The sequence below is a fragment of the Actinoplanes sp. NPDC049668 genome (genome assembly GCF_044465445.1).
GTDB lineage: Bacteria > Actinomycetota > Actinomycetes > Mycobacteriales > Micromonosporaceae > Actinoplanes.
This window is the reverse complement of the sequence record NZ_JBITLR010000007.1, coordinates 330,730-355,333: the sequence shown is the minus strand read 5'-3', so window position 1 is coordinate 355,333 and position 24,604 is coordinate 330,730. Positions and strand designations below refer to the sequence as shown.

21 protein-coding genes are annotated in these 24,604 nt (G+C 70.6%); 11 read left to right on the top strand and 10 right to left on the bottom strand.

Going from position 1 to position 24,604, the window contains the following annotated elements; translation table 11 throughout:
* Positions 1–16: 16 nt before the first annotated feature.
* Positions 17–1,603: an ATP-binding protein gene (locus ACIBSW_RS29740; RefSeq protein WP_354725153.1), complete on the bottom strand. Its 1,587-nt coding sequence runs from the start codon at positions 1,601–1,603 to the stop codon at positions 17–19.
* A gap of 223 nt (positions 1,604–1,826) precedes the next feature.
* Here ACIBSW_RS29740 and ACIBSW_RS29735 point away from each other — a divergent pair, with 223 nt between their 5' ends.
* On the top strand, positions 1,827–2,693 hold the full coding sequence (locus tag ACIBSW_RS29735) for a cation transporter (RefSeq protein WP_354725151.1): 867 nt from the start codon (positions 1,827–1,829) through the stop codon (positions 2,691–2,693).
* Here ACIBSW_RS29735 and ACIBSW_RS29730 read toward each other — a convergent pair whose 3' ends face one another.
* Positions 2,694–3,881: a methyl-accepting chemotaxis protein gene (locus tag ACIBSW_RS29730; protein WP_354725149.1), complete on the bottom strand. Its 1,188-nt coding sequence runs from the start codon at positions 3,879–3,881 to the stop codon at positions 2,694–2,696.
* Positions 3,882–4,159: 278 nt separating this feature from the next.
* Here ACIBSW_RS29730 and ACIBSW_RS29725 point away from each other — a divergent pair, with 278 nt between their 5' ends.
* Positions 4,160–4,384, top strand: coding sequence for a hypothetical protein (locus ACIBSW_RS29725; protein WP_354725147.1), 225 nt, complete (start codon positions 4,160–4,162; stop codon positions 4,382–4,384).
* Entirely contained in the window at positions 4,375–4,791 is a 417-nt protein-coding gene (locus tag ACIBSW_RS29720) for a PIN domain nuclease (RefSeq protein ID WP_354725145.1), read from the top strand. The genes ACIBSW_RS29725 and ACIBSW_RS29720 overlap by 10 nt, the downstream gene beginning before the upstream one ends.
* Positions 4,792–4,836: 45 nt before the next feature.
* Here the strand turns inward: ACIBSW_RS29720 and ACIBSW_RS29715 are convergent, their stop codons facing one another.
* A complete protein-coding gene (locus ACIBSW_RS29715) occupies positions 4,837–6,006 on the bottom strand; it encodes a MalY/PatB family protein (RefSeq protein WP_354725143.1) in 1,170 nt (389 codons plus the stop codon).
* Positions 6,007–6,130: 124 nt separating this feature from the next.
* On the opposite strand from ACIBSW_RS29715, the gene ACIBSW_RS29710 reads away from it, so the two are divergent.
* The 3 genes from ACIBSW_RS29710 to ACIBSW_RS29700 all read left to right on the top strand — a co-directional run bounded on the left by ACIBSW_RS29710 (position 6,131) and on the right by ACIBSW_RS29700 (position 10,106).
* Positions 6,131–8,611, top strand: a complete 2,481-nt coding sequence (locus ACIBSW_RS29710; protein ID WP_354725141.1) for a DUF4118 domain-containing protein — start codon at positions 6,131–6,133, stop codon at positions 8,609–8,611.
* Entirely contained in the window at positions 8,608–9,282 is a 675-nt protein-coding gene (locus tag ACIBSW_RS29705; RefSeq protein WP_354725139.1) for a response regulator, read from the top strand. Before ACIBSW_RS29710 ends, ACIBSW_RS29705 begins: the two co-directional genes overlap by 4 nt.
* Before the next feature lie 92 nt (positions 9,283–9,374).
* A complete protein-coding gene (locus ACIBSW_RS29700) occupies positions 9,375–10,106 on the top strand; it encodes a DUF4118 domain-containing protein (RefSeq protein ID WP_354725137.1) in 732 nt (243 codons plus the stop codon).
* A 4-nt stretch (positions 10,107–10,110) separates the two neighbouring features.
* Here ACIBSW_RS29700 and ACIBSW_RS29695 read toward each other — a convergent pair whose 3' ends face one another.
* The 5 genes from ACIBSW_RS29695 to ACIBSW_RS29675 are packed head-to-tail and all read right to left on the bottom strand — an operon-like array spanning position 10,111 to position 14,988.
* On the bottom strand, positions 10,111–10,245 hold the full coding sequence (locus ACIBSW_RS29695; RefSeq protein ID WP_354725135.1) for a hypothetical protein: 135 nt from the start codon (positions 10,243–10,245) through the stop codon (positions 10,111–10,113).
* Between the two features lie 36 nt (positions 10,246–10,281).
* Positions 10,282–11,145, bottom strand: a complete 864-nt coding sequence (locus ACIBSW_RS29690; protein ID WP_354725133.1) for a potassium-transporting ATPase subunit C — start codon at positions 11,143–11,145, stop codon at positions 10,282–10,284.
* A 5-nt stretch (positions 11,146–11,150) separates the two neighbouring features.
* Positions 11,151–13,256, bottom strand: a complete 2,106-nt coding sequence (gene kdpB / locus ACIBSW_RS29685) for a potassium-transporting ATPase subunit KdpB (RefSeq protein ID WP_354725131.1) — start codon at positions 13,254–13,256, stop codon at positions 11,151–11,153.
* Entirely contained in the window at positions 13,253–14,899 is a 1,647-nt protein-coding gene (kdpA, locus tag ACIBSW_RS29680) for a potassium-transporting ATPase subunit KdpA (RefSeq protein ID WP_354725129.1), read from the bottom strand. The genes kdpB and kdpA overlap by 4 nt, the downstream gene beginning before the upstream one ends.
* Positions 14,899–14,988, bottom strand: coding sequence for a potassium-transporting ATPase subunit F (locus ACIBSW_RS29675; protein ID WP_354725127.1), 90 nt, complete (start codon positions 14,986–14,988; stop codon positions 14,899–14,901). Before ACIBSW_RS29675 ends, kdpA begins: the two co-directional genes overlap by 1 nt.
* A 240-nt stretch (positions 14,989–15,228) precedes the next feature.
* Here ACIBSW_RS29675 and ACIBSW_RS29670 point away from each other — a divergent pair, with 240 nt between their 5' ends.
* The 5 genes from ACIBSW_RS29670 (at position 15,229) to ACIBSW_RS29650 (ending at position 21,354) form a co-directional block, all read left to right on the top strand.
* Complete coding sequence (locus ACIBSW_RS29670; protein ID WP_354725125.1) at positions 15,229–15,567, top strand: YnfA family protein; 339 nt, start codon at positions 15,229–15,231, stop codon at positions 15,565–15,567.
* Positions 15,568–15,674: 107 nt separating this feature from the next.
* Positions 15,675–16,715, top strand: a complete 1,041-nt coding sequence (locus tag ACIBSW_RS29665; protein WP_354725123.1) for a GGDEF domain-containing protein — start codon at positions 15,675–15,677, stop codon at positions 16,713–16,715.
* A gap of 824 nt (positions 16,716–17,539) precedes the next feature.
* Positions 17,540–18,133 carry a hypothetical protein gene (locus ACIBSW_RS29660; protein ID WP_354725121.1) on the top strand — a complete coding sequence of 198 codons (594 nt, stop codon included), beginning with the start codon at positions 17,540–17,542 and terminating at the stop codon, positions 18,131–18,133.
* A 132-nt stretch (positions 18,134–18,265) separates the two neighbouring features.
* Positions 18,266–19,885 carry a diguanylate cyclase gene (locus tag ACIBSW_RS29655; protein ID WP_404799493.1) on the top strand — a complete coding sequence of 540 codons (1,620 nt, stop codon included), beginning with the start codon at positions 18,266–18,268 and terminating at the stop codon, positions 19,883–19,885.
* 50 nt (positions 19,886–19,935) lie between these two features.
* Positions 19,936–21,354 carry a GGDEF domain-containing protein gene (locus ACIBSW_RS29650; RefSeq protein ID WP_354724504.1) on the top strand — a complete coding sequence of 473 codons (1,419 nt, stop codon included), beginning with the start codon at positions 19,936–19,938 and terminating at the stop codon, positions 21,352–21,354.
* Here the strand turns inward: ACIBSW_RS29650 and ACIBSW_RS29645 are convergent, their stop codons facing one another.
* Positions 21,355–23,454, bottom strand: coding sequence for an alpha-galactosidase (locus ACIBSW_RS29645; protein WP_354724502.1), 2,100 nt, complete (start codon positions 23,452–23,454; stop codon positions 21,355–21,357).
* Positions 23,455–23,477: 23 nt separating this feature from the next.
* Positions 23,478–24,500 (bottom strand): LacI family DNA-binding transcriptional regulator, encoded by a 1,023-nt coding sequence (locus ACIBSW_RS29640; RefSeq protein ID WP_354724500.1) that lies wholly within the window; start codon positions 24,498–24,500, stop codon positions 23,478–23,480.
* Between the last annotated feature and the right edge of the window lie 104 nt (positions 24,501–24,604).

Here is a 24,604-nt window from a genome sequence, read left to right as displayed (position 1 = left end):
GCATCGAGGGTTGACGCTACGTCAGGGTCAAGCCCGCGTCCCGAGAAACCGCCGGCCTCGGGCTCCGCTGGGCGCTGGGCAGGCACAGCACGAACCGGCTGCCGTGTGGCACGACGTCTTCGTACCAGACCCTGCCCCCGTTCGCCTCGGCGAGCAGTCTGGACAGGTACAGCCCGAAACCGGCGCCGGTCCTCGCCGCGCCGGGCTGCTCGGCCTGGGTGAAGCGGTCGAACAGGTGCGCGACGAACTCCGGCGGTACACCGTTGCCTTCGTCGCTGACGGCGAGGAGGACTTCGTTGCCGGTCTCGTCGAGGGCCGCCGACAAGTGGATGTGGCCGGGACTGTACTTGACCGCGTTCGTGACAAAGTTGGTCAGCACCTCGTGGGTGTGCACCGGGTCGGCCAACACGGCCGCGCCGGGTGGGCCGTAGCCGGCGCTGACCCGCGCACGGGCCTGCCTCGTCAGGTTCTCCATGACCCGCGCCAGCGCCTGCTCGACCGGCAGCGCGACGGGCCGGGTACGGATTTCGCCGCGCTCGGCGCGACAGAGCGCGAGCAGATGCGCTGCCATGTCGAGCAGCTGGTTGACTCGGTCGCCCAGCGCCCCGACGGCCGCACGACGCTCCTCGTCGGTCGTGGTGTCCCATTCATCGGTCAGCTCCTCGGAGCAGGCCGAGATCACGGCCAGGGGCTGGTTGATCTCGTGGGAGAGCGTGGCGATCATGTCGCTCTTCCAGGTGCCCGCGGCCTCCAGCTCGAGATTGACGGCGGCGAGATGCTCGGCCCGCCGGCTCAGTTCGCGGTGCGCCCGGTCGAGATCCTCGTGAGCCGCCGACAGCCGCCGGTAGAGGCTCGCGGTTTCGGCGAGCAGTGCCACCAGCACCACCCCGGCGGTGAGCAGCAGCGTGACCCGAGCCGAATACCAGCCGAGCGTGTAGCGACGCGGGGCGGCCAGGTACAGGATCGCGGTGGCCAGGGACGCGCTGATCGCCACCGCCACCCACCGCTCCGCGGGTGGCCGGCGGCCCAGATCCCGGACCACCACCAGCAGGCAGGCGGCCGTGGTCAGCGTCGCCGCAGAGCCTATCCACCGGCCGGCCGTGGTCTGCGTGCCGCTCTCATAGAGCCGGGGCAGCCAGTCCGCGCCACCGAAGACGACGCCGTTCACCGCCGCCACCAGCACGAGCACCGCGGCGGTCGCGACCGCGGCGGCGGCCCGTCGCCGGGTCCGGACCCGCCCGCACCATCGGGCCGGCAGCGCCGCGACGACCCGTTGTTGCGCCGCCACCACCAGCGGAAAGCCGCCGATGACCGCCAGAAACAGCCACGGTGAGCAGACCTCGGCGAAGGTCGAGTCGGCACTCAGGTGCTGCATCCGGCTGAAGACGACGGCATACGGCACCATCATCGCGCTGGAGTAGAGGTAGGCCGACGACAGGCCCAGCGTCGCCAGCCTGCCGCCGGCCAGGAACTGCTGCACCAGCAGATGCGCGGTCAGCAGATCCGCCGCCGCCATGAGGACGAAGAAACCCACTATCAGGTACGGGTGAACGGCCAGGCGATAGCCGGCGATCGGCACGATGACGAGGGCGGTGGCGATCACCGCGCCCCCGTAAATCCACAGGCCCCGGCGTACCGGGGCGCCCCCGGGGTGTACGGCCATAGCCCACCAAACCCTCACGGATCTCCTGATCAGAGGCTACCCGCGCCGCCGCCGAACTTGCCCGAAAGGGCCCTTTCGCCTCATCCCCCGTTGACACTGGGAGGCGATGGGAACGTCGCGGCAATCCGGTGCGAATCCGCCCAGGGAGCAAGTTGCGCTTCGCGTGTCCCTGGTCGCGACGGCCGTGCTCGCGGCGCTCGGTGTCGGCTGGGGCATGGCCGCGGGTTCCCAGGCCATCCTGCTCGATGGCGCGTACACCCTGATCGGCATGGTCCTGACCGGCCTGTCGCTGCACGCCGCTCGGCTGATGGACGCCGGGCCGACACCCCGCTATCCCTTCGGCCGGGAGTCGCTGGCACCGCTCGTCGTCGGCATGCAGGGACTCGTCCTGCTCGGCACCTGCGGATACGCGGCACTCGACGCCACCCGCGTCATCATCGACGGCGGCACCGAGGACGTCTCGCCGGGTTCCATGGCCGCCTACGGCCTGGTCACCGCCGTCGCTGCGCTGGCGATCCACCGGTACCTGCGGCGCGCGGACCCGGACTCCGACCTCCTCGACGCCGAGGCGCGGCAGTGGTGGGCCGGCGCCCTGCTCAGCCTCGTCGTGCTGGTGGGATCGGCACTCGCGCTGCTGCTCGGCGACCGCCTCGGCCCGGGACCGCATCGCTACCTCGACCCGGTGCTGGTGCTGGTGGCCTGCCTGCTGCTGGCGCCGCAGCCGGTCCACATGATCAGGACCATGGCCGTCGAACTGCTCGAGGGCGCCGCCGATCAGCGCGTCCAGCAGCCCGTCCGTGACCGGGTCGAGCGCGTCGGCGCAGAGTTCGGCCTCGGCCGGTCGGTGCTGCGGGTGGGCAAGGTGGGACGCAAGCTGTACGTGGAGGCCGACTTCATCGTCGAGCCGGGGCGCTGGGACATCGCCGACGAGGACCGGGTCCGCCGAGAGATCGCGTCGCGGCTCTCCGACCTGCCCTACGACGTCTGGCTCAACGTCGAACTGACCACCGACCCCGGCCGACTCCGATGATCAGCGCGCGTTGTCGGTCAGTCGGTCCAGGCCGCTCAGGATGTCGTTGGTGGCGGACGCCGCGGTGGACAGCTGCCGGGTCACCTCCGCCAGGACGGCGGCCTGCTGCTCGACCGAGGCGGCGATGTCGATCTGAACCTGGCTGATCTCGCCGACCGTCTCGGCGGTCGAGGCGAAGCCCGCCGCCGTGGCATTCGTCTGCTCGATGATGGCCTGGATCACGGTGCTGACCTTGCTCGCCGAACCGGAGGTCTCCGTCGCCAGCTGTTTGACCTCGCTCGCCACGACGGCGAATCCCTTACCGAGGTCCCCGGCGCGGGCCGCTTCGATGGTGGCGTTGAGAGCCAGAAGATTCGTCTGCCCCGCGAGCAGGGCGATGAAGCCGTTCACCTCGGCGATCTCCGTGACCGAGCCTTCCAGCACGGTCATCCGCTCCCGCGCGGTGCCGACCGCCCGCTCACCGGACTCGGCGACCGACGCGGCGTGAGCGGAACGCTCCGCGATGTTCCGCACCGCATCGGAGAGGCCCGCCAGCTCGGCGTCGACGGCACCGACCGCCGCGATCGCCTCCCTGGCCGCCGCGGCGAGGCCGGCGGCGTCGAGCGCGATCCGCTCGGCCCGCGCCCGGCTGCGCTCGGCCCGGTCCCGTGCCGCCGCGGCCTCCCGAGCGGTGGCTTCCTGTTCGGCGACGATGCGCTCCCGGCGGGCCTCTTCGGCCCGGGCGGTCATCACCTGGGCCTCGCGTTCGGTCTGCTCGGTGAAGTGCCACATCACCAGGATGGCGGCGACCTCGAGCACGACACAGCCGGCGTGAATCGCGACCATGACGGCCGCCTCCCCGACGGTGTGCATGTGCATACCCAGCACCATCTCCGGCGCGACCAGCCCGAGGATGCCGTGGTGCGCCACGACGACGCCGACGGTGAACAGCAGCGGACCCCACTGCTGGTAGAGCGACACGAAGACCAGAATCGCGAACAGGTGCAGATGCGACGAGGGATCTCCGCCGGCCAGCTGGATCACGGCGAACGACGTCCCGACCAACCCGAGCCCGGTCACCGTCGACCGAACCCTCGGCCCACCGACGGTACGCCCGATGGCGGCCACGACCGCGATGCCGGACGCCAGCAGGGCGCCCTCGTACAGCGGCCGCGGCCCGAGGAAGCCGAGCAGCATCAGCAGTGGCACATGAACCCACAGCAGTCCCTGCAGAATCCGATGGCGCGCCCGCCACGACTCTTGCGAAAGCTGCGCGCCCCGAGGAAGCCTCAATCGCTGACCTGCCATGCGCCCCAGATCGGACGCCACCACACCCACTGAAACGTTCGCCCCCCAGCGTCACTGAGAGATATTCGAGACGTGACCTGCATCAAGTCCGCTTGCCTGGCCCACGGCCAGACCGCAACCGCCTCCTTGCCGAACTCTGGGTGATAGCGTGATATCACGCATACCTTCGGAGGCGCGCCATGGCTGACATCCTCATACGCGATTTGAGCCAGGAAGCCGTCGCCCGCATTGATGCCGCAGCCGCCAACCTCGGCCTTTCACGCAACGAATACCTGCGTCGCAAGTTCGAAGAGGGCATCAGCCCCACCGGCGAGCGGGTGGTCACCGCTGAGGATTGGCAACGATCCGCCGAGGCCTTCGCTGACCTGGCCGACCCCACGGTGATGGACGCCGCATGGCGGTGACGACCTGGCTGATCGACAAGTCTGCGTATGCGCGTCTCCAACTCGGCCAGGTAGCGAATCGCGACAAGTGGAGCGCGCGAATCAGCCGCGGGCTGGTCCGGCTCTCCACGATCACTCGCCTCGAACTCGGCTACTCCGCGCGCTCTGGAGAGACAGGTCGCCGGCAGTTCGTTCTCCCGCCGCTGTCCTTGATGCCGATCGAGTACTTGACGCCCGCCATCGAGGACAGGGCATTCCAGGTACAGATGCTGCTGGCAGACCGTGGTCAGCACCGCGCACCGTCAATTCCCGACCTACTGATCGCGGCGACGGCGGAAAAGGCGGCACTGACCGTCCTCTCCGTCGACAAGGACTTCGACCTCATCGCCACGATCACAGGCCAGCCTGTCCAAACGCTGGACGGCTGAGGCGTGACCACCTGATCCGGATCAACACGAACCTGCTGGCGGCGATCAGAGGTCGGTGACGGCGCCGAGTAGGCGTTCGATGGCCTCGTCGACGGTGGCGCGGGGGCAGCCGAGATTCACCCGCATGTAGCCGTGGCCCTCGGCGCCGAACTTCTGGCCCTTGTCGAGCCAGAGCCGCGCCTCGGTGAGCATGAACTCGTCGAGGGACTCGGCGTCCATGCCGAGGCCGCGGCAGTCCATCCAGGCGAGGTAGAGCGAGTCGGCCGGCAGTACCCGTACCCGTGAGGTCGCGCCGTTGATCCTGTCCGCGAAGTGGGTGTGGTTGTCGCGCAGGTAGGAGAGCAGCGCGTCCAGCCAGGGCGCACCGTGCGCGTAGGCCGCCTCGGCGGCGACCATGCCGAGGACGTTGACCAGCGGAAACACGTTGCGGTCGTACTGGCGGGCGAGCTCCTCACGGAGCCGGCGGTCCGGTACGAAGACGTTCGCGCTCTGCAGGCCGGGAAGGTTGAAGGTCTTGCTCGGGGCGGTGCAGGTGATGCTGTTGCGGGCGAACCGCTCGCCGAGGGAGGCGAACGGGATGTGCCGCTTGGCCCGGTTGAGGATCAGATCCTGGTGGATCTCGTCGGAGACGACCAGGACGCCGTGCCGGTCGCAGATCTCGCCCATCGTGGTCAGCTCCTCGGCCGACCAGACGTTGCCGGTCGGGTTGTGCGGGTGGCTGAGGATGAACATCTTGGTGTCGGGCCGGATGGCGGCCTCGAACGTCCGCGGGTCGAACCGGTAGCCGTCCTGGTTGCGCTCCAGCGGCGCATAGGCGAGGAAGCGGCCGTTGAGCAGGACGTCGTCGTGGAAGTGGGCGTACACCGGTGGCTGGATCAGGATCGAGTCGCCCGGCGCGGAGAATGCCTGCACCGCGGTCTTGAGCGTGGTGATGACGCCCGAGGTCTGCAGCACCCAGTCCCGCGGGACCTCCCAGCCGAAGCGGCTCGCCTGCCAGCCGGTGACGGCATCGAGGTAGCTCTCCGTCGCGCCGGCGGGATAGCCGAAGACTCCGTGATCAACGGCCCGGTGCAGGGCGTCGATGACCGCCGGCGGCGCCTTGAAGTCGGTGTCGGCCACCCACATCGGCAGCGGGTCGCCCGCGCCCGTCCACGCCCACTTCATGGAGTTGGTGTTCGTCCGGTCAACGACCTCGTCGAACAGCTCGTAAGCCATGTAAAGAGACTATGAATTTCGGTGACGAGGTGAGGTACGACCGGGTTTCCCGCGAGAACGTGGGTTCGGTGCGGCGGTAGTGCGCACACTGGTGAGCGAGCGCCGGCGATGGGAGGGATCTGCGGTGCCACGCGGGCAGTTACGCATCTACCTCGGTGCCGCACCCGGCGTCGGCAAGACGTACACGATGCTGGAGGAGGCGCACCGGCGCGCCGCGCGCGGTGCGGACATCGTCGTCGCGTTCGTCGAGACCCACGGTCGGCGGCACACCGCCGCGATGATCGGTGACCTGGAGGTCGTGCCGCGCCACACGCTCGCCTACCGCGGCGCGGAGTTCACCGAGATGGACCTCGACGCCGTCCTGGCCCGCCGGCCGCAGGTCGCCGTCGTCGACGAACTGGCACACACCAACGTCCCCGGCAGCCGTAACGCCAAGCGCTGGCAGGACGTGCACGAGCTGCTCGATGCCGGCATCGACGTGCTGAGCACCGTCAACGTGCAGCACCTCGAATCGCTCAACGACGTCGTCGCCCAGATCACCGGCGTGCCGCAGCGCGAGACCGTCCCCGACGCGGTGGTCCGCGCCGCCGAACAGGTCGAGCTCATCGACATGACCCCCGAGGCCCTGCGCCGGCGGATGGCGCACGGCAACATCTACAAACCCGAGAAGATCGACGCCGCGCTGGGCAACTACTTCCGCACCGGCAACCTCACCGCGCTGCGCGAGCTGGCCCTGCTCTGGCTCGCCGACAAGGTCGACGACCAGCTCGACAGGTACCGCGCCGACCACCACATCGACGCCACCTGGGAGACCCGCGAGCGCGTCGTGGTCGCGCTCACCGGCGGACCCGAAGGTGACACCCTGATCCGGCGGGCCGCCCGCATCGCCGACCGCGCCCGCGGCGCCGACCTGCTCGCCGTACACGTGGCACGCAACGACGGCCTGGCCGGCGCGGACCCGGCCGCCCTGGCCCGGCAGCGGGTCCTGGTCGAAAGCCTCGGCGGCAGCTACCACCAGGTCCTCGGCGCCGACGTTCCCGCCGCGCTCCTCGACTTCGCCCAGGGCGTCAACGCCACCCAGATCGTGCTCGGCGCCAGCCGCCGAGGCCGTTTCGCGCAGCTGTTCGCCGCCGGGGTCGGCGTCACCACCACGCTTCGTTCCGGCACGATCGACGTGCACCTGGTCACGCACGAACGGGCCGGACGCGGGCTGCGCACCGGACGCCTGTCGCCCGCGCTGTCCCGGCGCCGGCGAATCGCCGGGTTCGCCGCCGTGCTGCTCGGGTTGCCCGCGCTGACCGTCGTGCTGCGCGCGGCACCCTCGATGTCGTTGACCAACGACATCCTGCTGTTCCTGGCCGCCGTCGTAGCGGTGGCGCTGATCGGCGGGCTGTGGCCGGCCCTGCTCGCGGCCGTCGGTGGATCCCTGCTGCTGAACTGGTTCTTCACCCCGCCGGTCGGCCGATTCACCATCGCCGAGGGCACCAACCTCCTCGCCCTGACGATCTTCGTGGTGGTCGCGGTCGCGGTCAGCTGGGTCGTCGACACCGCCGCCCGCAAAACCCGCCAGGCCGCGCAGGCCAGCGCCGAAGCGCAGACCCTGGCCACCGTCGCCGGCGGCGTCCTGCGCGGCGCCCGACCCCTGACCGCCCTGCTGGAACGACTACAAGAGACCCTCAACCTGAACGCCGTCACACTGCGCGAACGCGGCACCGTGGTCGCCACCGTCGGCGACAGCCCCTGCACCCCCGACGACGCCGACCAGGACGTCACGGTCGACGCCGACCTGACATTGCTGCTACGCGGACACCCCCTCGCGGCCAGCGACCGGCGCATCGTCGAGGCCTTCGCCGCACAGGCCGCCCTGGCGCTGCGCCAGGAGAGGCTGGCCGCGGAGGCCGCCGCCGCCAAACCCCTCGCCGAAGCCGACAAGATGCGCACCGCACTGCTCGCCGCCGTCAGCCACGACCTGCGCACCCCGCTCGCCGCCGCGAAGGCCGCCATCGCCGGGCTCCGCGCCGACGACGTCGCCTTCGACGAACACGACCGCGCGGAGCTGCTCGCCACCGCCGACGAGTCCCTCGACAAGCTCCACCGGCTCGTCGCGAACCTGCTCGACATGAGCCGCCTGCGGGCCGGCGCGGTCGGCGTCAACGCCATCGACATCGGCGCCGAGGACATCGTCCCCCGCGCCCTCGACGACCTCGGACCGGACGGGCACCGGGTCACCATGCGGGTGCCCGACGACCTGCCCGCCATGCACGCCGACCCCGGCCTGCTCGAACGCATCCTGGTCAACCTCATCGCCAACGCGCTGCGCCACAGCCCCGCCGACCACCCACCCGTCATCACCGCCAGCAGCCTCGGCGACACCGTCGAGCTGCGCATCATCGACCGCGGGCCCGGCATCCCGCACGACCGGTGGGACGATGTGTTCATGCCGTTCCAGCGCCTCGGCGACCGCGACAACGACACCGGCGTCGGTCTCGGCCTCGCCCTGTCCCGCGGCCTCACCGAGGCGATGGGCGGCACCCTCGCCCCCGACGAGACCCCCGGCGGCGGCCTCACAATGATCATTTCCTTGCCGGCGGCGGCCGGCCGATGACCCGCGTCCTCGTCGTCGACGACGATCCGCAGATCGTGCGCGCCCTGCACGTCAACCTGCGCGCCCGCCGCTACGACGTGCACACCGCCGCCGACGGCGCCGGCGCGCTGAAGGCGGCCGCCCTGCACAACCCCGAACTGGTCGTGCTCGACCTCGGACTGCCCGACCTCGACGGCGTCGAGGTCATCCGCGGACTGCGCCAGTGGACCACCATCCCGATCATCGTGCTCTCCGGCCGCGCCGACAGCCACGACAAGGTCGACGCGCTGGACGCCGGTGCCGACGACTACGTCACCAAACCCTTCAGCGTCGACGAACTGCTGGCCCGCATCCGCGCCGTCACCCGCCGGGCCCAGCCCGCCGACGAGACACCGCCCGTAGTCAATGTCGGCGCGCACACCGTCGACCTCGCGAACCACACGATCACCGGCGGCGGCGCCGTCCGGCTCACTCCCACCGAGTGGCAGCTCCTCGAACACCTGCTGCGCAACCCCGGCAAACTCATCACCCAGAGCGCCCTGCTCCGTGAGGTCTGGGGGCCGCAATACTCGACCGAGACCAACTACCTGCGCCAGTACATGGCCCGGCTGCGCCGCAAACTCGAGGCCAATCCCGCCCACCCGCAGCACCTGCTCACCGAGCCCGGCATGGGGTACCGCTTCCGGCCCTGACCCGCAGGCCTCCGCCGCCGCCGTCCAGACCGCGCCGGCCGATCAAGGCAAAGGCGCCACGGCCCGCGGGGGTTCGTGAGTATGGTCGAGCCGTGGCTACCTCGCGCAGGCGGGACTGGCTCGCGGTCGTTCTCGCGGTCGTCGTCCCGTTCGTCGTCTCGACGATGCTGGTGCCGTTGCGCGACCGCATCGAGAACACCGACGTCGCGCTCCTCCTCGTCGTGGTCGTGGTCGCCGTGGCAGGGTTCGGCAACCGGCCGGCCGGCTACCTGGCGGCGCTGTCCGCCGGCGTCTGGTTCGACTTCTTCTTCACCGAGCCCTACCAGGACCTCACCATCGGGGACGGTTCGGACGTCGAGACGCTCGTGCTGCTGATGGTGGTGGGGATAGCGGTGACCGAACTGGCGGTGTGGGGCCGCCGGCAGGCGGCCACCGCCAACCGCGAGGCGGGCTATCTCGAGGGCATTCAGGCCGCCGCCGAGATCGGCGCGACCGGCGGCTCGTCCCAGGAACTGATCAAGCAGGTGTCCGGCCAGCTGGTCGACACCCTGCACCTGCAGAGCGCCCACTACCAGCCCGGCGTCGCCGGCCTCGGCGGCCCGGCCCGGCTCCGCCGCGACGGCCAGATCCTGTGGAAGGGCAGCGTGTGGGACGTCGACCGCAAAGGTCTGCCGGCCGACACCGACATCGAGCTGCTCGTGGAGAACGCCGGCCTCCTGCATGGCCGCTACCTGCTGAGCGCCGTACCGAAAACGTCCGCGCCGCTGAGCGAGCGCCGCGTCGCGGTGACGCTGGCCGACCAGGTGGGCGCGGCCCTGGGTTGAACGCTCAGGTCCGGAAGCGGCCGTCCGGGCCGAGGTCGTCGAGCGCGCGCGGCACGACCTCCTCGGCGGCGAGGGGGTCTTGCCGACGCCGGGGCGGCGCCGAGGTAGATGCGCAGTTCTCCGCGTGCCATCTCGGCACCGCCCTCCTTTCGTCTGCTTGCCGACGAGGGTTCGTCTACTTGCCGTCAAGGGCGAGGTTGAGCTGGAGAACGTTGACGCCGGGTTCGCCGAGGAAACCGAGCGCACGGTCGGCGGTGTTGTCCTTGATCAGGGCTCGCACCTTCTCAGGGCTGAGTCCGCGTTCCCGGGCGATCCGGGGCACCTGCAGTTCGGCGTACGCGGGGCTGATGTTCGGGTCGAGGCCGCTGCCCGAGGCGGTGACGGCGTCGGCGGGGACGGCCGGATCGGCCGGCGCGTCGCCGCGGATCGGCGTGATGACCCCGCCCAGGGCCCGGTAGTCCTGCCCGGTCCTGGCCGGCTCCACCGGTACGCCCTCGTAGGTGGACAGGAAGGGGGTGCCGGTCTGGTTGACCGACACGACCCGGGTGACCGGGCCGGTGAACCCGTCTCGGCGGAAGACGGCGAGGACGGCGCCGACGCCGTCGGCGGTGCAGTAGGGCCGCCGGCCGTCGACGCCCTCGAGCTCGCCGACGGCGACGCTGCGGGAGCAGACCTGGGTGAGCAGGCTCTGCGCGGCGTCGTCGGGGTTGTCGGCGAGGGTGTCGACGATGCTCTCCGGGCCGAGGTTGCTGGCGGAGGTGGAGGTGGGGTCGTAGCCGTCGCCGGCCGCGGACGGCCGGCTCTGGAAGTAGCGCGGTACCGGGTTGCCGTCGGCGTCGGTGAACGCCTGCCCGATCAGCCGGCTGCCGACGGTGGTCTCGCCGAGGTTGACGAGGGAGCCGTCGGTGCGGTTGTCGAGTCCGGGCAGCCGGCCGACGCCGAACATGACCAGGGGGTAGGCGATGCCGAGGAGCACCGTGAAGACCAGCAGGGCGCGCAGTGCGGCCAGGTGCTGAGCGAGCCAGGAGGGAATGCGCACGATGATCAGATCCCGGGGATGAACTGGACGAGGAGGTCGATGAGCTTGATGCCGGCGAACGGGGCGATCACGCCGCCGAGGCCGTAGACCAGCAGGTTGCGGCGCAGCAGCGAACTGGCGCTGGACGGGGTGTAGCGGACCCCCCGCAGGGCCAGCGGGATCAGGGCGACGATCACCAGGGCGTTGAAGATGACCGCGGACAGGATCGCCGAGCCCGGCGAGTGCAGCCGCATCACGTTGAGCGTGTCCAGGCCGGGATACACCGCGGCGAACATGGCCGGGATGATCGCGAAGTACTTGGCGATGTCGTTGGTGATCGAGAACGTCGTGAGTGCACCGCGGGTGATCAGCAACTGCTTGCCGATCTCCACGATCTCGATCAGCTTGGTCGGGTCGGAGTCGAGGTCGACCATGTTGCCGGCCTCCTTCGCGGCCGACGTGCCCGTGTTCATCGCGACGCCGACGTCCGCCTGGGCGAGGGCCGGCGCGTCGTTGGTGCCGTCGCCGGTCATCGCGACCAGCCGCCCGCCCTCCTGCTCCTTACGGATGTAGGCGAGCTTGTCCTCCGGGGTGGCCTCGGCCAGGAAGTCGTCGACGCCGGCCTCGTCCGCGATCGCCTTGGCGGTGCGCGGGTTGTCGCCGGTGATCATCACGGTGCGGATGCCCATCCGGCGCATCTCGTCGAAACGCTCCCGCATCCCGGGCTTGACCACGTCCTTGAGGTGGATCACCCCGAGCGCACGGGCCGGTTGCCCGGCGACGTGCTCGGCGACCACCAGTGGCGTGCCGCCGGTGGTGCTGACCATGTCGACGATCTCGCCGACCTCTTCGGTGGGGTGCCCGCCGTTACTCCGGACCCATTTCATCACCGCCGCGGCGGCTCCCTTGCGAATCTGCCGGTCGCCGAGGTCGACGCCGCTCATCCGGGTCTGCGCGGTGAACGGCACGAACGTCGCCTGCGGCATCAGCCCGGGTTCGCGTTCGCGCAGGCCGAAGTCGGTCTTGGCCAGGACGACCACGGAGCGGCCCTCCGGGGTCTCGTCGGCGAGGCTGGACAGCTGCGCCGCGTCGGCGAGGGTCGCGGCGGTGACGCCGTCCACCGCGATGAACTCGGCGGCCTGGCGGTTGCCGAGGGTGATGGTGCCGGTCTTGTCGAGCAGCAGCGTGTTCACGTCGCCGGCCGCCTCGACCGCACGGCCGCTCATGGCGAGCACGTTGCGCTGTACGAGGCGGTCCATGCCGGCGATGCCGATCGCGGACAGCAGCGCGCCGATGGTGGTCGGGATGAGACAGACGATCAGCGAGACCAGCACGAGGCCGGTGACGCCGTCGCCGTCGATGGCGGCGGTGTCCGGGGCCGCCGCCTGGAACGCCTTGGAGAAGACGGCGAGCGGCTGGAGCGTGACCACGGACAGCAGGAAGATCAGCGTGAGGGCGGCGAGCAGGATGTTCAGCGCGATCTCGTTCGGGGTCTTCTGCCGGTCGGCGCCCTCGACCAGGGCGATCATCCGGTCGACGAAGCTCTCACCGGGCCGCTGGGTGATCCGCACGACGATCCGGTCGGAGAGCACCTTCGTGCCGCCGGTGACCGCGGACCGGTCGCCGCCGGACTCGCGGATGACGGGTGCGGACTCGCCGGTGATCGCCGACTCGTCGACGCTGGCGATGCCCTCGATGACGTCGCCGTCACCCGGGATCGTCTCGCCGGCCTCGACCACGACGATGTCGCCCAGCTTGAGCTCGGGAGCCGGGATGCGGCGCTCGACGCCGTCGACGAGGCGCCGGGCCGTCATGTCCTGCTTCGACTGGCGCAGCGCCGCCGCCCGCGCCTTGCCGCGACCCTCGGCGACGGCCTCGGCCAGGTTCGCGAAGACGACGGTGAGCCACAGCCAGACGGTGACGGACCAGGCCAGCACGCTCGGGCCGGTGATCGCCAGGACGGTCGTGAACACCGCGCCGACCTCGACGAGGAGCATGACCGGGTTGTGCCACAGCGTGCGCGGGTCGAGCTTGACCAGCGCGCCCGGCAGCGAGCGCCAGAGCTGGACCGGGTCGAGCAGGCCACCGCCGACCCGGCGGTTGGAGGGTTTCTCCAGGGTGAGGGTGGTCATGACAGGCCTTCCGCGATGGGTCCGAGGGCGAGTGCGGGCAGGAAGGTGAGCGCGACCAGCACGACGGTGACGCCGACGACCATTCCGACGAACAGGGGTCGGTGGGTGGGCAGGGTGCCCTCGGATTCGGGGGTGGCCTTCTGCCGGGCCAGCGATCCGGCCAGGGCCAACACCAGCACGATGGGCAGGAACCGGCCGAGCAGCATGGCCAGGCCGAGGGCGGTGTCCCACCACGGCGTGTTCACCGTGATGCCGCCGAACGCCGAGCCGTTGTTGTTGCCGGCGGACGTGAACGCGTACAGGACCTCGGACAGGCCGTGCGGGCCGGCGTTGAGTGCCGTGGAGTTGTTGCCGGTGGCGAACGCCAGCGCGGTGCCGGCCAGCACGATCGTCGGGGTGACCAGGAAGTACAGCGAGGCCAGCTTGATCTCCCGGGCGCCGATCTTCTTGCCCAGGTACTCCGGGGTCCGGCCGACCATCAGGCCCGCGACGAACACGGTGATGATCGCCAGGATGAGCAGGCCGTAGAGGCCGGCTCCGACGCCGCCGGGTGCGACCTCGCCGAGCATCATGTTGACCATCGGCATCATGCCGCCGAAGGCCGTGTAGGAGTCGTGGAACGAGTTGACCGCCCCGGTCGAGGTCAGCGTGGTCGCCGCGGCGAAGGTGGCCGAGTTCGGCACGCCGAACCGGACGTCCTTGCCCTCCATGGCGGCGCCGACGGCCTGCGGCACCGTGCCGCCGCCGTGCGTCTCGAAGCCGACGGTCAGGGCGACGGAGGCGAGCGCCAGGATGCCCATGACCGCGACGATCGCGTACCCCTGGCGGTTCTGGCCCACCATGCGGCCGAAGACCCTGGGCATGCTGAACGGGATCAGGAAGATCAGGAAGATCTGCAGCCAGTTCGTCCAGGTGGTGGGGTTCTCGAACGGGTGAGCGGAGTTGACGTTGTAGAAGCCGCCGCCGTTGGTACCCAGTTCCTTGATCGCCTCCTGCGAGGCGACCGGGCCGCCGGTGATGTGCTGCGTCGCACCGGTCAGCGTGGTGACGTCGGTGCCGCCGGAGAGGTTCTGCACCATTCCGGCGACCATGAACGCGATAGTGGCCAGGACACAGATCGGCAGCAGGATGCGCAGGGTGATCCGGGTCAGGTCGACCCAGAAGTTGCCGAGCGTGCCGCCCTTGCGGGCGGCGAAGCCGCGGATCAGCGCCACGGCCACCACGATGCCGACCGACGCGGAGACGAAGTTCTGCACCGCGAGGCCGGCCATCTGCACCAGGTGACCCATCGTCGACTCGCCGGAGTACGCCTGCCAGTTCGTGTTCGTCACGAAGCTGACCGCGGTGTTCCAGGCGACGTGGGTGGTGACCGGGTCGAAGCCCAGCGACAGCCAGAGCTTGTCCTGCACCCGCAGGAACAGGTAGAGGAACAGGATCGAGACCGCCGAGAACGCCAGGACGCTGCGGGCGTAGACACCCCAGGTCTGCTCGGCGGCCGGGTTGACGCCGACGAGGCGGTAGACGCCACGCTCGACGACGTTGCTACGGGTGCCGGTGACGACCCGGTACATGTGGTCGCCGAACGGCCGGTACACCGCCACCAGGGCGATCACCAGCGCGACGACGAAGAGCCGGCCGGCCATCAGAACTTCTCCGGGAACAGCAGGGCGGCCACCATGAAGGCGCCGAGCAGGACGGCCACCATCAGGCCGATGAGGTTGACGGCGCTCACCAGCGTTCGACCGCCCGGATCAGCACGGTCAGCGCCGCGAACAGCACCACCGTGACACCGACGAACACGAGATCAGCCACGAGATGACTCCTAGACGAGGGGGTTGCGTTCTTGCCTAGGAGAAGCACAGCGCGCGCCGGAGCCGTTGTGAGCGCTGTTAACGCGATGACTACGCTCCCGGGTCGTTTCTTGACGCGCCTTTAACGCCACCGCGGCGCACCTGTGTGCTGCCATACGCCTATGACGATCATCCGATCCATCCTGCTGTTCGTCCTCGCCGCCATCGCCGAGATCGGCGGTGCGTGGCTGGTCTGGCAGGGCGTCCGCGAACACAAGGGCCTGCTCTGGATCGGCGCCGGCGTCGCCGCCCTCGGCGCGTACGGCTTCGTCGCCACCCTGCAGCCCGACCCCCACTTCGGGCGCATCCTCGCCGCATACGGTGGCGTGTTCGTCGCCGGCTCGCTGGCCTGGGCCATGGCCTTCGACAAGTTCCGCCCCGACCGCTACGACCTCATCGGCGCCGCCATCTGCCTGCTCGGCGTCGCCGTCATCATGTACGGGCCCCGCGCCACCACGTAGCGGCGGCGATCGGTGCCGCACCCGCAAAGAGCTCAGGTGTCGGCCTTCCCTGCCGATGGACCGCTATTGCGTAGCATGGCGAGCTGCCGGAGGAGGAAATCGCTCAGATGGGTACCCGCGAGGCAACCATCGAGGCGACCCTGCGCCGCCGCCGGACCATCGAGGCGTGCGCGATCGCCGCGCGCAGCCTGGGTCTGCTCGCGACCCTGGCGTTCGTGGCCGGCCTCCTGCCCGGGTCGGGGCCGCGGCACGCGCCCGCGATGTTCGTCGGCTGCCTGATCGCCATAGCGGTCATGACGACCGCGAACATCCTCGCCGTGATCGCGTTCCGGCATCCCGCCCGGCGCTCCTACCATCGCCTCAGCGCCTGGCAGGTACTACTCGACACCACCGCGGTCACCGCCGCGGCCGTGCTCGGCGAGCTGAGCGGCAACGGCACCGTCTCGCCGGCGCTCGCCGTGCCGATCGTGGTGAGTGCCCTTCGGCACCAACTCCGGGGCGCCCTGGCCGTATGGCTGCTCACGTCCCTGGCCTACGGTTGCGTCACCTTCCGTATGCATCCCAGCGAGCTACTGCCCCTGATCAGCATGAACCTGCTGATCGCGCTGATCACCGGTGCGCAGTCCTCCGCGTACGCGCGCCAGCTGACCACACTGGAGGAGGTCCGCGGCGAGCTCGAACACCGCGCCTCGCACGACGACCTGACCGGGCTGCCGAACCGCGCACGGCTGGCCGACCACGCAGAACGGCACGACGATGCCGCGCTGGCGGTGCTGGTGCTCGACCTCAACGGGTTCAAGAAGATCAACGACGCCTGGGGTCATGCCGCCGGTGACGAGCTGCTGCGCCGCGTGGCGGAGCGGCTGACCTCGCACCTGCGGGCTCCGGATCTGGCGGGGCGGTTGGGCGGCGACGAGTTCCTGGTACTCATGCCCGGCACCGACGCCGCCGACCTCGACGCGATCACGGACCGGCTCCGCGAGACCATCGCCGCGCCGATCACCCTCGAATGCGGCACCGCGGAGGTGGGAGTCAGCATCGGGGCCGCCGTCCGGCCTGCGGGTGAGCGGACTTCGCTGGCGACGCTGACCGCCGCCGCGGACGCCGCCATGTACGAGCAGAAGCGCCTCCGGAAGGCCTTACTCTGACAAAGACCGTCGCCTTCCGTTGGTCGGCGAGCTCGACGACTGACAGCAAGACCGGCACAAACCAAAGCGAGCAGCTGACCTCGAATCGGTGTGGTCCGCCCACCAGAAACAGTCGCCACCCTTTCTATTTTGCGGCCGGGCCAGACAATACCTTCGACGTCAGACCATCGATTCGAGCTGGCATTTTGGGAGATCGAAGCCGGTCTCGACCATTCATATGACGCCGCTCGGCAGCACACTCCGTAATCGCCACTCACCGTAGTGGACCATCTGAGCGGCACGGGACGGCGCCACGATGAGCGCGATGGACCTCCTCGTTCGCTCGTCGGTCACCCGGGGCCGTGCACGTGCACATAGTCGAGGGCAATGCAAGCCCGCCAGCCTTACTGTGAACGTGCACACACTAGGCCCGATCCCTCCCGCCGGTCAAGAGCAACTGTTGATTGAGTGCCTTGCCAGGCGAAACGCAGCGCGCCGTGCCGGATCCGCGCTTGACGGCGATGGTCGCCCATCCCGACGCGCGAGCCACGTCCCGCGACCCGTTGTCCACACGCCTTGACCGTGACCGCGCGCGGCGCGATCCATCGTGGATGGCTGTCGTGCGGCGTGCCGGGTCGGCCACCCCGGGCCGACGCCCGGGAGTGGACACCATCCTCACCGTCACTCCTGGTAGCGATCCATACGAGATCAGGTCCCGCCTTCGGAAAGATTGACTTCAGCAATTGCCGTCGCCTACTTTCGCTGTCGAAGCCGGAGTCGACCGCGCAGGCGAGACCACTCAGGGTCGGCCGGTTCAGTTCAGTCTGAGCACAAAGGAGACCTCTATGCCAACTGCCGCGGCTCGCCGTCGCTGGTTCATTCCGCTGATTGCATTATCGGTCGCATTCCTCGCGGCATCCCTCGGACCGCTGGCCCGGGAGGCGCAGGCGGCGCCGCTGGATTGCGGCGCCGCGAAGGGCGCCTACGTGTTCGTCCGGCCGGGCGGGGCGAACGGCCTCGGTCACATCGGCTGGGGCTACCGGACCACGTGCACCGGCAGCTACTCCTACGGTTCGGTGGAGAACCCCACCGGCAAGCCGCACATCGATCGCGGCGCCGACAACGGCTTCTGGCGGCAGGGCGGCACCGAGTCACAGATGCTCAGCGCGATGAGGGGCCGCGGCTACCAGGCGTACAAGCAGACCGTGAGCTCGCGCGCCCGGTTCGACCCCAGCCCGGCGAACGGTGTCGCGGCCGCCGCGGCCGGCCGAGGCTACGACGTCATCGGCAACAACTGCGCCGACGCCGTGTGGGACGTGCTGCACGCATACGGCGTCCCGGACCTGCCCTACCTTCAGCTCCACCCGGCACCCAACAACTGGTACGGGAGCCTGGGCACCACCGCGAACGTCTCCTGGTCGGCATCGACGTCCCTCTGAGCGCTGTGGGGCCGGGCCCGTGCTGGTCCGGCCCCATCCGTGGTGACCTTCGCAACCCACGCCGCGGCGGCGAAATGGTTGAGCCGCCGCTCGGGGAGTCGATCGGAACCGCGACAGGTGAGGGGTGATCCGGTGGCCGGAAGCGTCGTCAGCGCCGAGGAACTGTCGGCTGCGCTCCAGGCGGTCGAGGACCAGGTGGTGACCGACGTCGAGGGCGACCTCGCCACCGCGGTCGAGATCGCGCGGCTGGCCGAGCCGCTGGGCGACCCGCTGCTGCTCGCCCGGGCCCGGCTCTGCGCGGCGAGCCTGCGGCTGCGCTCGGGCGACATCGCCACGGCCACCCGGCAGATCTACGCCCTGCACGAGTGGGCGACTCAACACGGTGACCGGCAGCTGCAGGCCCGCGTTCACATCGCCTGTGCGAACGCCAGCAAGCTGGCGGGCGACACGGCCAAGCGGCTGGAGCACGCGCTGAGCGCGGTCGAGCTGCTGGACGAGACCGCCACCCCGTACATGCAGGTGTCGCACCGCCTGCGGCTGGCCGAGGCGCTCGGCCTCAACGACACCATGGAGGCCGCCAGGCCCCACTTCCGCCAGGCCGAGCAGGCGGCCCGGGAGCTGCACCAGTGGAAGCTGCTCTCCGTCGTGCTCAACAACTGGGCCTACATCGAGTACTGCTGCGGCGAGTTCGCCCGCTCCGAGCAGGTGGCCGACCGGCTGCTGGAGCACGCGGCCGTGCGCGGGTTCGAGCTCGACCCGGCCGCGCTGGACACCATCGGCGCGATCCAGGTCGAGAACGGCCGCTTCGCCGAGGCCGAGCGGACCATGCGGCTGTGCATCCAGCGCTGCGCGGCCGGCGAGAGCGACAACGCCGACGACATGGCCGAGTACCGGCTGACCCTGGCCCGGGCCCTGCGCGGACTGGGCGACCTGGGACAGGCCCAGGCCGCCCTGGACACCTCACGGGCGCTCTGCGCGGCACTGGAGCTGCACGAGGTGATGGTCCGGGTACACCTGGAACAGGCCGAGTTGCACGCCGCCCGCGGCGAGTACCCAGCGGCGTACGCCGAGCAGAAGGCGGCCTTCACCGCCAATGAGAACCTGCGGGTGAAGGAGCGGCAGTCGCAGGCGCAGACCCGCCAGGCCATCTTCGAGACCGCCGAGGCCCGCCAGGACGCCGAGCGGTTCCGGGAGCAGGCCCGCCACGACCCGCTCACCGGTCTGCGCAACCGCCGCTACGTCGACGAGGAGCTGCCCGCCCTGATCGCCGGCGACCCCGACCTCGCCCTGGCGATCGCCGACCTCGACCACTTCAAGCGGATCAACGACACGCTGTCGCACGACACCGGCGACCAGGTGCTGATCCAGGTCGCCGACCTGCTGAAGACCGGACTGGCCGAGGTCGCGCCGGAGGGGTTCGTCGCCCGCCTCGGCGGCGAGGAGTTCCTGCTCGTGCTGCCCGCCACCCGGCTCGGCGCGGCCGTCGGGCACCTCGACGCGATCCGGCGGACGATCGGCGGGCACCGCTGGCACGACGTGACCGGCGAGCTGCCCGTCACGATCAGCATCGGCGTCGCCGCCGCCGGCGAGACCTCGCCACCCAGCCTGCCCGCGACTTTGGCCACCGCCGACCGCAACCTCTACGCCGCCAAAGACGCCGGCCGCGACCGCGTCGTCGCGGACGCGCCGCCCGAGCCCCGCCTTCGCGCATACCGCGATCGATCCATCTCCCGCGCACCTGAGGATTCGTGACCTGTCCCATAGGCGCTCAGCTACCGAGCCGCCCGCACGATCGTCGGTGCATGACCAAGCAGGCCATCTGGCTGTTCGTCGCCGCGGGCGTCGGCGCGACCATCGCAGAGTTGATCTTGTTTGGTGAGCCGGCCGCCGATGTGGTGTATTACGTCGCCGCCGTGCCGCTGTGCTGCCTGGCGTGGTGGGGCGCGTTGCGGCGGCGCCAAGAGGGCGGCCGGCTGATCTGGGCGTTTCTCGCGCTCATGCTGAGCCTGTCGGTCACCGGCGACGCCGTGCAGACCTGGCAGTACTTCAACGGCGGCGCCCCGATCGCGGGCCCGTCCGACGTGTTGTGGCTCGGCGCCTACCCGCCGCAGATCGCCGCGTTGATCCTGATGGCGCGCCGCCGTGCGCCGGGTCAGCTGCGCGCCGCCGCCCTCGACGCGCTGACGCTGACCACCGCCGCCTCGGTCGCCGCGTACCTCTTCCTGATCGAGCCGATGTTCGCCGAGGGCCGGCTGACGGTCGCCGAGACCCTGGTTCCGGTCGCCTACCCGCTCAGCGATGTGACGATGCTGGCGGTCGTCCTGCTGCTGTTGCTGTCCCCCGGGCGCCGCGGCGTTCCCACCGGGCTGCTGCTCAGCTGGGCCGGCCTGGGGCTGTTCATCAACCTCGGCTACAGCGTGGTGTTCTCCGTGGTCAGCTTCGAGTACGTGGACCGGATCGCCGCACTGGTGCTGCTGTGCAACGTCCTCATCACCGCCGTGATCCTGCACCCCGACCGCGGCGAGCTGACCACGCCCGGTCCGCCGTCGACCAAGATGCACCGGGCTCGCGGCATCTTCCTGGGCATGGCGTTGATGGCGGCGCCGGTGATGACGGTCGTGCGCCACAACCTGGAGTTCAGGGCCTGGCTCGTCGTCCTGGTGGCCACCGCGGTGTGCTCGGGACTGGTGGTCACGCGGTTCATGCAGGCCGTACGGGAACAGGAGCGCGCGCAGGCGCAGCTCGCCTTCCAGGCCTGGCACGATCCGCTGACCGGCCTGGCCAACCGCGCCCTGCTGAACGAGCGCCTGCACCGGGACGGTCCTTCGGTGTTGCTCTACCTGGATCTGGACGGCTTCAAGGAAGTCAACGACATGCAGGGCCACGACGCCGGCGACGCCGTGCTGAAGGCGGTGGCCGATCGGCTCACCCAGGCGGTGCGCGCCGACGATGTGGTCGCCCGCATCGGTGGGGACGAGTTCGCCGTGGCCTGCCCCGGCGTCACGATCGACGACGCCGTGGCGTTGGCCGAGCGCATCCTCCGTGACGTCGACGCCCCGATCCCGTTCCGTGACACCACTTTGACCGTCGGCGTCAGCATCGGCATCGCCTCGCACAGCCCCGGTCCCGACGGGTCCCCCGCGCTCGTTCTGCGTTCGGCCGACGAGGCGATGTACAAGGCCAAGCGCCTCGGGCGCGGCCGATGGGTGCTCGCCGGATAGTCAGCTGCCGCCCGCGGCGATCCGGGTCAGTCGGGTCATCGTACTGGCGTGCGCTCCGCCCGGCAGCGCGAGCCGCAGGCCGCAGGCCATCAGAACCCCGGCCGGGTACTGCTCGCCCGTGTCGTCGTCGCGGTACACCGCCTGCGGGTCGAGGCCACGCAGCAGCAGCGCGGGCTCGTGGGGTGCGAAGTCCGCACCGACCCGGAAGGCGAACACGACCGTGTGGTCGCCGTGGACGTACTGCACCGCGCTGGTCGTGGCTCGTGGCGGCCGGAGGCGGTAGAGGTCGCCGTGCTGCACCGTGGGGCGGACGTCGCGGTAGAGGCGGATCAGCTCGCGTGCGGTGTCGCGGTCGCCGGGGCTCCATCGGGTCAGGTCCCCGCCGATGCCGAGCACCCCGGTCATGGCCACGTGGAAACGGAACCGCAGCGGAACCTCGCGCCCGGTCAGCGGGTTCGGGCTGTCGGTGACCCAGGCGACCATCGTGGCCGGCGTGTAGAGCTGGGTGTGTCCGTGCTGGATCGTCAGCCGGTCGACCGCGTCCGTGTTGTCGCTGGCCCAGACCTGGTCGGTGCGGCGCAGAACGCCGAGGTCGATGCGGCCGCCGCCGCCCGCGCAGGATTCGATGCGCAGGCCGGGGTGCGCGACGCGCAGCCGGTGGATGACGGCGTAGACGCCGGCGGCGTGCCCGGTCCAGGCCGGGTCGGCGGCCTCGGTGATGGGCCGGTTGAAGTCCCATTTCAGGAAGGCGGCGCCGGTGTCGCGGACCAGGCGGTCGAGCCACTTCCAGGCCCATTCCCGTACGTCGGCCCGGGTGAAGTCGAGGACGAGCTGGTTGCGTAGCTCGGTGCGCCGCCGGCCGGGGCTGTGGTGGACCCAGTCGGGGTGGCTGCGATAGAGGTCGCTGTCCGGGTTGGTCATCTCGGGTTCGACCCAGAGCCCGAACTGCATGCCGAGGCGGCGGATCCGGTCGGCGAGCGGACGCAGCCCGTCGGGGAAGCGGTCGGGATTCGGGTGCCAGTCGCCGAGTCCGGCGCTGTCGCTGGTGCGGGCACCGAACCAGCCGTCGTCGACCACGAACAGTTCGACGCCGAGGTCCGCGGCGAGCTCGGCGAGTGCGAGCTGGCCCTGCTCGGTGACGTCGAAGGTGGTGGCCTCCCACGAGTTGTAGAGGACCGGCCGCAGCTCACCGGGGTGTGGGCTGATGTGGCGCCGCTGATAGGCATGCCAGGCCCGGCTCGCGGCGCCGAATCCCTCGGCGGTGTAGAGCCCGGCGAAGACCGGGCTGGTCAGCGTCTCCCCCGGGTGCAGCCGGTGCCGCACGCCGTCGTGCCCGGCACCGCCGGTGACGGCGCAGCGGCCGGCGTGACTGCGGGCCGCGGTGATACGCCAGGATCCGCTGGTGGCCAGCGCCATCGACCAGACCTCGCCGTGCTCCTCCCCCGCCGTGCCGTCGTCGATCATGATCCATGGGTTGGCGTGGTGGCCGGTCACCCCACGCCGGCTGGTCAGCTGCGTCTGCGCGGTCGGCACCGGCGTACGGTGCAACATCCCCTCGGCCGACCAGGCCCCGGTCACGTGGCTCATCCGGTAGTCGTCCCGCGGTGGGACACACCACGCGCCGGCGTCCTGGCGGTGCAGCACGATGTCGCCGTCGCCCGCGTCTCCGGTGTGCCGCACGACCGCCCACCGCTCGACGACGTCGGTGCCGGGCGCCGGTCGGTAGTACAGGTCGACGGCCAGCGGTTGGTGGCGGTCGGCGAGGGTGACGGTGAACGCGCCGTCGCGGGCGCCGTGGCCGACGATGCTCAGTTCGAGCCCGGTGGTGCCGTCGGGGAACCAGGCGCCCAGGGCCGCCGGTCCGAAGGTCCGGCCGCCCTCGGCCGGGTAGTCCTCGGCGGCCTCCCAGGGCGCTTCGAAGGTGTCCGGATGCGGTGACGGCCGCGCCGGGAGCGAGGCGGCGGCGCCGATGCTCAGGCGCGGGCCCCAGTGCACGGGCTGAATGACGCCGGCCTCGACGTCGAGGCGGATCGCGTAGGTCACGGCGCCGGCGTGGATCGCCACGGTGGTGGTGTCGTCACAGATCTCGACAGTGTTCACGGTGCTCCCGATGCAGGGGTGGCTCAGGCGGATTCGCGCCAGACGATGGGGGTGGGCAGCAGGACGCCGTTTCCGTCGACGTCTTCGCCGCGCAGTCGCCGCAGCACCAGCTCGGCGGCGCGGGCACCCACCTCGGTCGCCGGCTGGCGCACTGTGGACAGATGGGGTTGGGTGCGCAGCGCCCACGAGCTGTCGTCGAAGCCGACGACGCCGACGTCTCCGGGTACGTCGCGGCCGGCGTCGCGCAACGCCTCGAGCGCGCCGGCGGCGAGCGCGTCGGAGCCGGCGAAGACGCCGTCGATGCCCGGCTCCCGGTCGAGGAGCGTACGCATGCCCCTGACGCCCCAGGAATAGTCGTAAAGGGGGACCTCGGCGACCAGTTCGGGGGCGAAGCGTGACCCGAGGGCCTGACGGAACCCGGTGAGCCGGTCGGCTCCGGAGTCCCGGTCGACGGCGGCGGCGATCATGCCGACGCGCCGCCGGCCGGTGGCCATGAGGCGTTCCGTGATGAGCTTGGCGGACCCGGTGTTGTCGATGCCGACGAAGGGGATGCCCGCGGGCAGATCGCGGGGGTGCCCGACGTAGGTGGTGGGAACGGCCAGCTGGGAGAGCACCCGAATGATCGGGTCGTGGGTGCGCGCGGACACGATGATCACACCGTCGACGAACCCGCCGCTGAGGTACCGGCCGACCCGCTGGGTGTCGCGTTCGGAGTCGACCACCAGGTTCACCATCTGGTAGTCCGCGTCCGACAGGGTCGCGTTGGCCCCCAGCATGAGCGCGCCGATGTTCGGATCCTCGAGGAACATCATGTGCGGTTCCAGGACGACGAACCCCACGGCCTGCGAACGCTGGGTGACCAGATTGCGGGCCGCCGTGTTCGGGACGTACCCGACCTGCGCGATCGCCATCGCGATCGCGGCGCGCGCCTGCGGTGACACGTAGCCGCCGTTGAGGACCCGGCTCACCGTGCCACGGGAGATCCCGGCGGCCGCCGCGACGTCGTGGATCGTGGCGCGGCGCGAGAGCGGGCGGGAGATCGTCACGGCGCCGACTTTAGCCGTTGCTCTTGACCTGAACGATCTTCCAAACCTAATGTGTGCACGTTCACACGCCAACCCGTCGGCACCGCCGGCCGGGGCGATGTGTG

Excerpts from the sequence above, each read along its gene's own strand:
- ACIBSW_RS29715 (WP_354725143.1), bottom strand. The coding sequence starts at position 6,006 with ATGGCTTACGAGCTGTTCGACGAGGTCGTTGACCGGACGAACACCAAC.
- ACIBSW_RS29725 (WP_354725147.1), top strand. The coding sequence starts at position 4,160 with ATGGCTGACATCCTCATACGCGATTTGAGCCAGGAAGCCGTCGCCCGC.
- kdpB (WP_354725131.1), bottom strand. The coding sequence starts at position 13,256 with ATGACCACCCTCACCCTGGAGAAACCCTCCAACCGCCGGGTCGGCGGT.
- ACIBSW_RS29670 (WP_354725125.1), top strand. The coding sequence starts at position 15,229 with ATGACGATCATCCGATCCATCCTGCTGTTCGTCCTCGCCGCCATCGCC.
- ACIBSW_RS29705 (WP_354725139.1), top strand. The coding sequence starts at position 8,608 with ATGACCCGCGTCCTCGTCGTCGACGACGATCCGCAGATCGTGCGCGCC.
- ACIBSW_RS29650 (WP_354724504.1), top strand. The coding sequence starts at position 19,936 with ATGACCAAGCAGGCCATCTGGCTGTTCGTCGCCGCGGGCGTCGGCGCG.
- ACIBSW_RS29720 (WP_354725145.1), top strand. The coding sequence starts at position 4,375 with ATGGCGGTGACGACCTGGCTGATCGACAAGTCTGCGTATGCGCGTCTC.
- ACIBSW_RS29660 (WP_354725121.1), top strand. The coding sequence starts at position 17,540 with ATGCCAACTGCCGCGGCTCGCCGTCGCTGGTTCATTCCGCTGATTGCA.
- ACIBSW_RS29665 (WP_354725123.1), top strand. The coding sequence starts at position 15,675 with ATGGGTACCCGCGAGGCAACCATCGAGGCGACCCTGCGCCGCCGCCGG.
- kdpA (WP_354725129.1), bottom strand. The coding sequence starts at position 14,899 with ATGGCCGGCCGGCTCTTCGTCGTCGCGCTGGTGATCGCCCTGGTGGCG.